The organism is Lactiplantibacillus sp. YT640, from assembly GCF_049745435.1.
GTDB classification, from domain to species: Bacteria; Bacillota; Bacilli; order Lactobacillales; family Lactobacillaceae; genus Lactiplantibacillus; species Lactiplantibacillus plantarum.
Genome location: NZ_JBMNVY010000008.1, coordinates 90,813 through 103,193, shown reverse-complemented (window position 1 = coordinate 103,193; position 12,381 = coordinate 90,813). Strand labels below are relative to the sequence as shown.

Below are 12,381 nucleotides of genomic sequence, written 5' to 3'. Positions count from 1 at the left end.
CCCTGGTCGCTAAATTAACGCGGCCGCCATCACTTGGGCCACATCTTGGCTTTGCCAATACTGATCCACTAATGGTGCGAAAGCGTGGTTCAAGCCCTGATACTGAATAAACGTGGTCGCAGTATCGGCAGCGGCCAGGCGTTGTGCATAAGCCCAAGCTTGTGGTCGGAAGGGATCAAACTCGCCGACCATGATCGTGGTTGGTGGTGTCATTGTGAAGTTTTCCTGGTGTAGCGGTGAGATGAGTGGAGAATGTGAATCAAAGTTCTCTGGAACATAATAATCCGTCATGATGCTGTCAAGTTGCCGAAAGAGGTCGTGATAGTTGGTGAGAATGGCACGCTGTGAGTCAATAATCGGAAAGGCGGCCAAATCCCAGAGTGGACCGGCGTGGTCAGCATTTGGGGCGGTAACTGGGTACAACAGCAGTTGTTGATTGATACGATTGCTACCGAGTTGTTGATTCAGATTTGTTGCAGCCATGATGACGTTAGCGCCAGCCGAATCGCCAGCAACGGTAATCATTGTTTCAGCGTCACGTTGTTCCAAATATTGGAAAATCGCGAGCCCGTCTAAAATACCAGCGGGTGCTGGTGCTTCTGGCGCTAAGCTGTAATCGACATTAAGAATCTCGCAGTGACTTTTAGCTGCGACCAGCTTTAAAAGGGCCGTATTATTGCCGGGAACACCGCCATAAAAGGCACCACCGTGGAAGTAGACCAGTACTGTGTGATTAATGACATTTTGTGGTGTCAGCCATTCAACGCTGACCGTGCGATTCAGAGCCGTAATATTTCGACTTTGAACTGTAACCGCATCACCAACAGGGTCCGCGATGGCGGGGGTTAAACTACCACTGCGGAGCGCCGCTAGATCATTTTCAAGGATGGCTGGTTGTTTGAAGGCCGTTAGTGTTTGAAGGACGTGCGGGTCAAATTGTTCACCGGCGATGTCGTTGTTAAATGGTTTAACAATTTTGACGACGCCGTTGACGGTTGTTTGAATCGAATTAATTGTTGGCATCATATTCAACATCCTCCTTAGGTTCAACTTTAGCCGCTGCGTCGGCCTTGTTGGCTTGTAATTTTTTTTCGTCTAACCGATAGAATTGCATCATGAAAATCATCGCGGCTAATAAAATAATCGGCATCCAAATAAAAGCGAGATTAATAAATGTAATGGTTCGTCCGGACTGTACAGCTGCCTTGGCATTGAATTGTCCCCATGCGAGAAATTGACCGGCTAGAAAACCGCCAATTCCCATTCCTAATTTGGCGCCAATCATTGGTACGGCAGATAAGAATCCGGTTTCATTTAGGCCCAGTACTTTCGTTGAGTAGTCAACGGTATCTGATAGCATCGCGAAGACAATCGTGAACGTGATCCCCATCGCAATCAAGAAAATGACGGAGCCAGCAATTAGTAGGCTCACACTACGCATCTTTTCAGCGATTGGCAGCAGTAGTTGGCCGATAACGCCCAGTACGAGTGAAAACTGCAAAACGTTACGGTTCTTAAAGCGTTGTGATAGGAATGGTACGGACAGGTTCCCGATGACGGAAACAAAGCCAATCCCCAGGAAAATTGGCGCTAATTCAGGCCGACCGTAGACGTATTTGATAAAGAAGATCGCTGAATTTCCCCGTAGCATCCAGAAGGTTTGTAGCAGAATGAACGAGCAGGCTAATAATAGCCATGGTTTGTTGCTAGCCGCACCCTTCAAGCTTTGCCAGATTGAGAGTGATTCGGCTGACTCAGTGGTACCGTCTGGATTTTGTGCACCGTTAGTTTCCTTGAGATTGAGAAAAGCAAAGATGAAGAGTCCCATGATAACGAGGCCTAAGATAATAGCCCAGAGGGTGAAACCTTTCGACTGATTGCCTTTGCCGAGTAATTTAACCATTGGCAAAGTGATGGCCGCCACTGCACTGGTCCCGATGGTTGTCATGACCATCCGAGCACTCGCTAACTTGGTCCGCTCAACGCTATCATCAGTCAAGCTTGGTAAAATCGAAGTAATGGGCGTGTTGGCACCAGAATAAATCAGGCTAAAGAAAGTGTAAGTGATTGAAATGTAGACGAGTCGCATTGTGGTATTGCCGCCAAATGATGGAATCATGAATAGCGACATGGCCAGCAACCCTAACGGAATGCCAAACCACACAAAGTAGGGGCGCGATTGTCCATACTTCGTGTGTGTATGATCAATCAAATAACCATAAATCAATGCATCAAACGCATCAATGAAGCGCACGACGAAGAACAGCATTCCTGCAAAAGCAGCTGAGATGCCCGCGACCGTTGTGTAATAGAACAGTAAGTAAGTGCTGACCATTTGCCAAATAATATTACCGGCCATGTCAGTGGAACCGTATGCAATTCGGCGTTTCCAAGTTTGAAAAATTGACATTATAAATCCCCCCAAACGAATTAAATTTAAACTAACAATAATAATTAACCCCTTTTATCAACATAATTATATTTCCAAATTAGGTGAATTATCAAAGATAGGCGATAGTTTGGCTGGTTAATAATCGAAAGGTGGGTGCATCTTTTGTACAAACACGACTGATGCCTGTTTTGTAGCGCTGGTTGGGAGAAAGCCAAACAAGCAAAAAACACCCCCAGCAATGGCCAATCAAATTAGCTGTTGCTGGGGGTGTTAATGGTTAAAGACGCGTGTCGCGGATGTCACCAATTGTTAACAGAAATAGAATTGAAAATAGCCTTGTCGGTCAGTTCTGTTTTGACCATTAATCAATGGTTGGTTTCAGAGCTAGTGCTTTAGCGGCTTCTTCACTGTCATCAAAGTGATGCTTAGTCCGGCCGATGATTTGATAATCTTCGTGGCCTTTACCAGCGATTAAAACAACGTCGCCGGGTTGTGCTGCTTCAATGGCCTTGGCGATGGCAACGTGGCGGTCTTCGTAGACGGGCACGTCGGCGTTTGGCACGCCGGCAACCATGTCATTTAGAATCATGGTTGGGTCTTCCGTCCGAGGATTGTCAGAAGTAAAGATTGGCTTAGTACTGTGTTCGACAGCAATTTTAGCCATCTTTGGCCGTTTCGTCTTGTCGCGATCACCACCACAGCCGACGACGCAATAAATATCCTTAGTCGCGAAATCTTGAATCGTTTCTAGGGCATTCAATAAGCCGTCCGGAGTGTGTGAGTAGTCAACGATGACACTGACACCCGTGTGGGAAGGAACGGATTGGAAGCGGCCCTTAACGCCGGTAACCTTCTCCAGTGACTTAATGATTTGGTCTTCGGGGATGCCACTAGCGTAAGCTGCGGCGAAGGCCGCCAGCATGTTGTACACGTTGAACTGGCCAATCAGTTGCATCGTCACGTGGGTTACGTGGCCGAAGACGGAGAGGTCAAATTCAGTCCCGTGGCTCTTGATTTCAACATTTTGTGCGTTGATCATGGCATCTGGTTTGAGTCCAAATGTTAGTACGTGCGCTGCCGTATACTGTTCAAATTCACGGCCAACGGGATCATCGGTGTTCAGAACAGCGACCTTATTAGTTCCGTCGGCGCTGTACTTATTGCCCAGTTGTGCAAAGAGCATGGCCTTGGCTTCCGTGTACTTAGCCATTGTTTTGTGGAAATCCAAATGGTCTTGCGTCAAGTTCGTGAAAACGGCGATGTCGTAATCAATCCCCCAGACCCGTCCGAGTACGAGGGCAATTGAAGAAACTTCCATGGCGACAGTTTCAACACCGGCATCCCGCATGGCCGCTAGAGTCCGTTGCGTTGTGATGGCGTCGGGGGTGGTGTTGGCAGTTGGCAGTTTTTCATCCTTGATTTTGCGATACATGGTCCCAATCAGGCCGGTGGCTTGCTGCTGATCACGATAGATTTGTTCGATCAGGTGGGTGACAGTGGTCTTACCATTGGTACCCGTCACCCCAATCATCCGCATCTTTTGACTAGGCGCACCGTAGAAAACGTCGGCAAGAATTGCCATAGCGCGTTCGGTGTTTTCAACGTAGATGACCGGTACGTTGACGTCTAAAGGTTTTGACGCCACGATGATCTTGGCCCCTTTTCCGATGGCCTGATCAACGAGGTCGTGACCGTCGACGTGATAACCAACGACGGCAATAAACATGGCGCCGGGCTGAACTTCGCGGGTATCCTGCGTCAGCATGGTGACATCAAAGTCCGTGGTCAAGGCGGGCTGAACCTGCTTGAATTTTAAACTATTAATTAATTGACTTGCTTGCATAATATTAGCGTCCTTTTCAATAAAGTTACTGTTTCTAGAATACATGCAAACCGGATAATTGTCACCCCAAATGAGAATTGAAATTATGCTTGTAATCGCTCGGTACATGGTGTGCTGCTGGTTGAACGTGCCATCTCCAGGCCAATCTAGGTCAACAAAAAAGCCCGGCAATTAAGCCGGACTTGCAGGGATGGTTATTCGATTCCTAAGAACTCATCATGTAAGGCGTTCATGGCCGCTTTTAAATCGGCTTCCTTAACGAGCACCCAGATGGTCGTATAACTATCGGTCGATTGTAAAATATCGATATGTTGTGCAGCTATTGCCGAGACGATCCGAGCAGTGACGCCGGGTGTCCCAGTGATACCAGCACCGACAACGGAAACTTTAGCACAGTTCGCAATTGACTGACAATGGACGTGCGCGTCAGTCAGTAGCTGCTTGGCAACGTCCGCGTCACCATCAACCAGGTTGAAGACAACTTGGTGTGGTGTAATGTTAATAAAGTCAACACTCAAACCGTGCTGTGCCATCAATTGGAAAATGGCACTTGAACTTAACGTATCGGTAGGAACAGTAAATTGCGTCAAATCAGTTTGGTGTGCAATCCCTGTCACGGTACGATAATGTTCGATTTGGGTCGTGGTCCGGTCAGTGACTAAAGTCCCTAATTCGTCGGGTTCCTGATAAGTTGACCGAATCCGCATCGGCACGTGAGCTTGTTCTGCAATTTCAACAGCACGCGGATGAATGACCTTAGCACCTTCATGGGCCATGTTAGCAAGTTCTTCGTAGCTGATGGCCTTAATGAAGCGGGCGTGGGTGACGAGTCGTGGATCGGCAGTCATCATGCCGTTGACATCAGTAAAAATATCAACACGTTTTGCTTTTAAAGCGGCGCCGAGGATGGCTGCTGATGTATCGGAACCACCACGGCCAATCGTAGTAATGTGGCCGCTCTCAGTAGCACCTTGAAAACCAGTTACGACTACCACGTCGGCGTCAATAAAGGCGTCCGTGATTGGTTTCGGATCAACGCGGAGAATCTTCGCATTTTGAAAATCGTCGTTAGTCACGATGCCAGCATCATGACCAGTCATGGCCGTGACGTTTAGGCCTTGCTTACGCGCTAACTCGGTAAAGACAGCGGTCGAGATGGTTTCCCCAACTGAGACCAACATGTCGAGTTCTCGATTGGTTAAGCGGGAGTGCTCGGCCCCAACTAATCCGAGTAATGAGTCGGTGGCGTAAGGGGCACCTTTCCGGCCAATTGCTGAGACAACGACAATGACTTTATCGCCCTGATCGACGGCGTATTGAACGTGCTTTAAAGCTTGAATACGGGCGGCTTCGTCCTTGACTGACGTGCCACCGAACTTTTGAACAATAATTTCCATTGATCTAAAACTCCTCGACTTTTTCCGCAACGGCGTTAGCTTCGGGGCTATCCATCAAGTGGTCAGATTCGACATAGAGTCGGTGCCACATCATGAAGGTGAGGACCGTCCAGAGTTTCCGAGAATTATCCCGAACGCCGGCCTTGTGGTCATCTAAGAGTTTCAAGAAGTAGTCCTTATTGAAGTATTGGTCAGTTTGCGAATCGTTAATGATCTGCTTAGCCCAGTCGTACATTTCATCTTTGAGCCAGAACCGAATTGGTACTGGGAAACCAAGCTTTTTACGGTGAAGGACGTGCGCTGGCACGATGTCTTCGACCGCTTTACGAAGAATGTACTTTGTTGTGCCGTGACTAATTCGAAGATCAGCTGGAATTTCGGCTGCTAAGTTATACACTTCACGGTCAACAAACGGGGTCCGCAGTTCCAAACTGTGCGCCATCGTTGTCCGGTCGGCGTTATGCAACAAGTCACCGTTTAACCACGTGTGCATATCGATGAATTGCATCCGACTGATTGGATCATAGTCGACGGATTCATCATAGAGCGGTTGCGTGATGGACTGGAACGGATGGTTCTGATTGTAATTCTTGAAGAAGGCTTGTTTTTCTTGTTCACCAAAGATAAAGGCGTTCCCAACATAGCGATTTTCTAATGGGGTGGTCCCTCGTAGTAAGAATGACCGACCACGCATTCCCTCTGGCATCATGAGTGCGATACGCTTCAAGGCACCATTAATCGGTTTCGTGTAGCGGAACGGTTTCAATGATTCTGGTTCATGATAGATGGTGTAGCCACCGAAGAGTTCGTCAGCGCCTTCACCAGTCAAACAAACCTTAACGTGTTTGACCGCTTCTTTGGCTAAGAAATACTGCGGCACAGCGGCCGGGTCAGCCAACGGATCATCCATGCTCCACACAAAGTGCGGGAAGGCCTTCATGAAGGCTTCAGGCGTAATCGTCATGCTGTAATTCTTAACACCAAGCTTTTCAGCGGTCTCTTGAGCAACGTCAAGTTCACTATACCCTTCACGTTCGAAACCAACGGAGATCGTTTCAAGGCTTGGGTTGAAGTTTTTTGCAATCGCGACGATGATTGATGAGTCGATCCCGCCTGAAAGGAAAGAACCAACTGGTACATCGGAACGCATGTGAATCTTAACGGAGTCAATTAAGGCATCTTTGATTTTTTTGGCATACTCGTCTTCAGAACGTTGGACCGGATGGAATTCACGGTGATAATACCGATCGATCCGTGGCGCAGACCCCAACTTTTTCGTCAAGGAGCAACCAGGGGCGAGCATTTTGATTTCTTTTGTGAGTGTTTCTGGTTCAGGAACAAATTGGAACGTCATGTAATCTTGTAAGGCATTTTTATCGAAGGTTTTATCCTTTAAAATCTTGTAAATGGCCTTGCTTTCAGAAGCATAATAGAAGTCATCACCACTGATAGCGTAATAGAACGGCTTGATCCCGAACTGATCGCGCGCGGCAAATAACGTTTTTTCTTGTTTATCCCAGATGACGAAAGCAAACATTCCCCGTAAGTACTTCGTTGCGTCAGCGTGGTACTTGGCGTACATCGCAAGAATTACTTCAGAATCGGAGCTTGTTTTGAATTCGTAGCCTTCTTGTTTGAGTTGTTCACGTAATTCAACGTAGTTATAAATTTCCCCGTTAAATGTCATCCAGTAACGTTCATTATCATAAGATAGTGGTTGGTGACCACCGGCTAAGTCAATGATACTTAAGCGCCGAAAACCCATGGTAATGTTGTCATCAGCAAAATAACCGTCATCATCGGGTCCCCGATGGACAATCATTTTAGTCATTTCGTGGATGGTCTGATCGTAAGCTGCGTTATCCGCTTTAGTCCGATCAGTTAAGCAACCAGCAAAACCGCACATGTCTGTTCATCTCTCAATCTTTAAAGTTTAGACAGTTCTTATCTACTATATGTGTACAGATGGTTCGTTGTTAATTTACCCGTTTCATTCACGGATGTAAAGCACTCTGAACAATTATAACGGTTTCTTACCAATGTCTGTCATAATTATGCTTGACAATCCGCGACGTACACTTTGACTATTATACTTGCTTTAATTCATAAGATAAAGCGGAGCGCGCAGATGGAACGCTTTCATTGATAAAAATTTCATATTGTGCGAAACGTCCAATTAGTTGGATGCCGGTTCCTTGGCGGAGCGGATTTCTACTGACTATTTGGTTAGTTCGAATTGACCGTTATTGACATGACACATTTAGGTGCTGATTGCTGGCCTTATGGCTGAAAAAGTCACAGAAAAATCCCGCAAACTCATGCACAAATTTGCGGGACGTTTAAGTGGGAATATTAAATTAGATGTGCCCTTGCGCTCTAAGCCCAGCCAACTAGGCGCAATACGGCCATGGCAACGATGCCTGTTATAACGACGGCTAGTAAACTTTTGGTGAGCACTCCTGCAAGAATGGCAGGAATTGAGGCATAAATATTTGGGAGATTAAATTCTGGCCAGTGTCCCGCATGGTAGGTGAGCAGACTTTCAACAAAAATAGCGGTCATAATGGCAATTGGCACAAATGATAAAAAGCTGATTAGCCATTGGGGGACTGACAGATTTTTAATGATGGCAAACGGGACAATGCGTGATAGCCAAGTCACGAGGCCGCAGAGTAAGATGGTCACAAAAATGTAAGTACTCATTTATGGTCCACCACCATTCCAAAACCGCAACCGAGTAGCGTCGCAAAGATCAAAGCCAAGTTGCCCGGAAACCAACGCATGAGAAAATACATGGCGAGGGCCACAAATAGTACGACCCACAACTGGGTCGGCAATGATTTACTGCGATCCGTGATGATCTGCAAGTAAAGTAAACCAATGAACATACCAACAACGGCGAAATCCAAGCCGAACTGGTTAGGGTCAGTAATCAAGTTACCTAAAAGGCACCCCACCACTGTCGCGGCTGCCCAAACCAAGTAAGCCACAATGTTAGCAGCGTGTAACCAACTCGTTTTTAATTGTTGATTGGTCTGATTGAGCTTGTTCATGCTGAGCGCGAAGGTCTCATCAGTTAGTAACGATCCCAGTCCGATATTTTGCAATAACGACTCTTTTTTGAAATATTGAGCGACTGACATGCTCATTAAAATCATGCGTGAATTAATCAAAAAAGTGGATAAGACGATTGCCGAAATCGGACTACCTGCTAGGAGCATACTGACGATAATAAATTGTGCGGAACCAGCATAGACGATTAGTGACATGAGTAGAACGGCCCAAACTGATAGGTGACTCGTGTTGGCGACAATGCCCATTGCTAGGCCAACGCCAATGTATCCAAAGACGGTGGGAATGACATCTTTGATGCCCGCGCGAAAGGTTAAACTAGAATCCATAAATGTACGACCTCCGATTCAATAAGTATGCGTTAACCAACACTAAATGGGATTATCTGACAATTAGTGTGGTTCATGAAACAGGATAACTATGTAGGTTAAGTTTGAGTGCGTGTTATGATGAAAAAGCACGCTTGATATCCGCCAATAGTAAGGTGACGAATGAGGCAAAGGCGGGTTAAGAATTAGTTTACTACTTTCGGTGAAAATAATGAAGAAAATTATCATTGACTTTTAATCGTGACGTTACGAAATTGTTGCTTGCATTTCAAAAGCTGGGGGCGTAACATAATCACATTGATTTTTTGAAAGGACAAATGGTGAGAGAAAATGACTCTGGAACAATTAGCAGCCCATAGCGGGGTCGCTGCTGATAAAATCGTCGCCTATACCAATGCCGGGTTATTACCTTGCAAGGATGTCAACGCGCATTTTAGCGCCGATGATGAATATTGGCTAGATATGGTCAATTGCTTCTTAGAAAATGGCTCATCCGTCGAGGATTTGAAAGATTTAATGCCACTTTGTGAACAGTGTGCAGCTCAATAAATAAGTAAGTTAAGACAATCGCACCGATTCTACTAGAATTGGTGCGATTGTTTTTTTATTACTCATCGTTATTAAACAATCATGATTAAAACGTGCCGATTCTTAAGTTCAAAAGCAGCCAGCTTAGACCCGCTGGGAAAAGTTCAAGTTAGCGTAAATATGCTTAGATTGGTTCGTCCTACATNTAAACAATCATGATTAAAACGTGCCGATTCTTAAGTTCAAAAGCAGCCAGCTTAGACCCGCTGGGAAAAGTTCAAGTTAGCGTAAATATGCTTAGATTGGTTCGTCCTACATCGACCTCCAGGCATTTCTGCCAATTGCCGGAACGTGGTGGGCACAGATTTGAGCCGAAAAACCACGTCTCAAATACTGGCCTTTCACTAACCAAGCACAGAACGCTTGCTAAGTGAACTTTCACCACTGGGCATTGTCAAAAATGCCTTCCAGTCGGGATAGTATTCGAATGGCAGACGGTGAGGTACCCAACTTTTGATGAATTGGTCGTTGCTTTTCATAAACGGTAATTTTGTCAATCAACTGTCAGACTAAAAATAATATTGAGATGGCTCACTAATCCTGAATCGGTGTAGTAGGATTTAATCTCTTGACAGAGTGCTTAATGCACCTAGCGCTTTGTTTAAACTTCCAGCATCAAAATAGTCAGCGACTAATTGTACCAAATTAGGTGGTCGTTCATCAGCCATTCGAGCGGTTTCCCGACCGGAGGGGCTGGGTGACAATGCTCAGTAGCCAAATTATTCTTAGTCGGAAGTGGGTTGCTTCCGGCTTAGAATAAGACTCGTATTTGAGATGACGCGGGTTATGCGTTAGCTCAAATCGACGTCGGCTTACGTTCCAGCAATTGTCACCCAGCCCCGGAGGTCGACATAGGACGCGCAGCGGCTGACGAACAGGAATCCACCTAATCGGCACGGTTTAATCATAATTAGTCCTGATTGGTGTTTTGGAGCGGACACTATTTTTTAAATGTTCAATCGGAATATAAATTAATTTATATGGGCTAGCAGGATTGAGGGACTAACGGTATACTTATTGAAGCATAAATACCAACCAAAAAGGATAGTGAAGCAGGGATGAAATCGGGGAAGCACCGGGTATCATTATTGATACTGTTATGTTTGATGGTGGTCGGTTTAGCTGGCTGCCATAACAAGGCGTATTCGCAGTCAATCGAGAAGGGGTTAAATGCGGTTGCTGAGAATAAATACCAAAAAGCGCTGACGTATTTTGATAACGCGCTAGCGCAGAAGCCCAAGGATGAAAAGGCACAGGCGTACCGGGATCAAACGCAGGCCTACTTGACGACCACATCGGAGTTGAAGGCCGGAAAAGTTAAAACGGCGCTGACGACGGTTGATAAGGGTGTCAAGATTACGAACGGGGCAACAAGTTTGACGAATAAGCTGAAACAGTTGAAAGTCACCGTAACCAGTGATTATCAGGAATATCAGCAATTGTCAGATGATGTTAAAGCACAGTTAAAGGTGAAGAACGGCAACTATTCAGCGGACGTGCTCAAACGTTGCGCAGCCATCAACTGGGATAAAAAGCCATATTTGAAACCGTTGAAGGCTAAGGTAAAACAGTTATTGACTGCGGCAAAAAAGGCCAAGACGAATATGAAAGTTAGTGCGGCTGAAGCGAAACGAGCAGCGGCGTTACGTCGGAAGATTGCTGCCGCTAAAAACAAGTGGAACATGGCCGCATTAGACGATGTGCCCGATTGGTTCATTTTGGCACTTTTTGCCGACGATAGTGATGTGGATGATGCTGCTGAAGAATTAGATGACGAATATGCCGATCAGGCCGACGATAATGACGATTATTCGGATCGGGATGAGCAAACGACTGATTCGAATGATGACACGAACGACACCGACGCGGATTCGGCTGATGACGATTGGAGTGATCAAGATACGGATTCGAATGACGATACCGACGATGATTCCGATACTAATAGCGATGCTGACAGCGATTCGGATTACTCAGAAGATGATGACGATGAAGATTCGAATCGTGATGACGCCGATGACAGCGAAACCCAATCCGATGACGATTACGATGATGATACTGATAGTGAGTCTGATGACGACGATTATGATACTGATGATCAATATGACGATGATGATGACTACGATGACGCCGAGAGCCTACTCAACCCGGCACCTGTTCAACCGTCAGTGGCCGACCGGCTGTTTGCGTCGGCTAGTTGTTAGTCGTTCAGCGGTAAAATCACCAAAGATCGTCTGACAGTTTTAATAATGCAGTTATGGGCGATATAAAAACAAGCGTCCGCGTTGATTAGATCAACGCGGACGCTTGTTTTCTTACGTGGAGTTTGTTGCCGAACATGTCTGAGTACCAGTTGCTCACGGGCAAGCCTTTATCTTAGCGTTGATTAAGGCTGATGTTTAAAGCGAGCGTAAATCGAGCTCATTGTTGAAAATCCGATGACTATTAAGACCATGATTTGTAATACGCCAGTGGGTTGCTGAATTTGCCTGACGATAATGTAAGTCAGAATAGCCAAGTTGATCAGCCAACCAAATCGTCTTATTTGCTTAATTATAAAATTTTTAGGGTCTGTTTTACTAAGCATATAAAGTAAAAGGGCGATGATGATCCAAAACAATCCTGATGTTGAGTGATAGTACACGTAATCATTCCTTTAGACGTCTGACTTTCTAATGACATCGTAACAATCAACTTGGTACGTGATAATCGTATCATTTGCTCGAAAGCATCAAAATCATGTTTTAGTAAAGATAGTGTACA

The 12,381-nt window shown here is 45.8% G+C and carries 9 protein-coding genes; 2 read left to right on the top strand and 7 right to left on the bottom strand.

The features are described 5' to 3' along the window. Positions 1–9: 9 nt before the first annotated feature. From ACOV1R_RS07820 to ACOV1R_RS07790, 7 genes are all read right to left on the bottom strand, one after another. The gene (locus ACOV1R_RS07820) at positions 10–1,026 is read right to left on the bottom strand and encodes an alpha/beta hydrolase (protein ID WP_097558182.1); all 1,017 of its coding nucleotides are present in this window, start codon (positions 1,024–1,026) and stop codon (positions 10–12) included. Continuing rightward, positions 1,010–2,410, bottom strand: a complete 1,401-nt coding sequence (locus ACOV1R_RS07815; protein WP_054519144.1) for an MFS transporter — start codon at positions 2,408–2,410, stop codon at positions 1,010–1,012. The genes ACOV1R_RS07820 and ACOV1R_RS07815 overlap by 17 nt, the downstream gene beginning before the upstream one ends. Before the next feature lie 343 nt (positions 2,411–2,753). Next, a complete protein-coding gene (locus ACOV1R_RS07810) occupies positions 2,754–4,235 on the bottom strand; it encodes a UDP-N-acetylmuramoyl-L-alanyl-D-glutamate--2,6-diaminopimelate ligase (RefSeq protein WP_015825270.1) in 1,482 nt (493 codons plus the stop codon). A 194-nt stretch (positions 4,236–4,429) separates the two neighbouring features. After that, positions 4,430–5,632 (bottom strand): aspartate kinase, encoded by a 1,203-nt coding sequence (gene dapG / locus ACOV1R_RS07805; RefSeq protein ID WP_054519145.1) that lies wholly within the window; start codon positions 5,630–5,632, stop codon positions 4,430–4,432. Between the two features lie 4 nt (positions 5,633–5,636). Continuing rightward, positions 5,637–7,538, bottom strand: coding sequence for an asparagine synthase (glutamine-hydrolyzing) (gene asnB, locus ACOV1R_RS07800; RefSeq protein ID WP_015379980.1), 1,902 nt, complete (start codon positions 7,536–7,538; stop codon positions 5,637–5,639). A gap of 470 nt (positions 7,539–8,008) precedes the next feature. Beyond that, positions 8,009–8,335, bottom strand: a complete 327-nt coding sequence (locus ACOV1R_RS07795; protein WP_003641216.1) for an AzlD domain-containing protein — start codon at positions 8,333–8,335, stop codon at positions 8,009–8,011. Continuing rightward, positions 8,332–9,033: an AzlC family ABC transporter permease gene (locus tag ACOV1R_RS07790; RefSeq protein ID WP_128485063.1), complete on the bottom strand. Its 702-nt coding sequence runs from the start codon at positions 9,031–9,033 to the stop codon at positions 8,332–8,334. Before ACOV1R_RS07790 ends, ACOV1R_RS07795 begins: the two co-directional genes overlap by 4 nt. A gap of 330 nt (positions 9,034–9,363) precedes the next feature. Here ACOV1R_RS07790 and ACOV1R_RS07785 point away from each other — a divergent pair, with 330 nt between their 5' ends. Then, positions 9,364–9,582, top strand: a complete 219-nt coding sequence (locus tag ACOV1R_RS07785) for a helix-turn-helix domain-containing protein (RefSeq protein WP_003641218.1) — start codon at positions 9,364–9,366, stop codon at positions 9,580–9,582. A 1,097-nt stretch (positions 9,583–10,679) separates the two neighbouring features. After that, positions 10,680–11,822: a hypothetical protein gene (locus ACOV1R_RS07780; protein ID WP_003645489.1), complete on the top strand. Its 1,143-nt coding sequence runs from the start codon at positions 10,680–10,682 to the stop codon at positions 11,820–11,822. Positions 11,823–12,381: the final 559 nt, after the last annotated feature.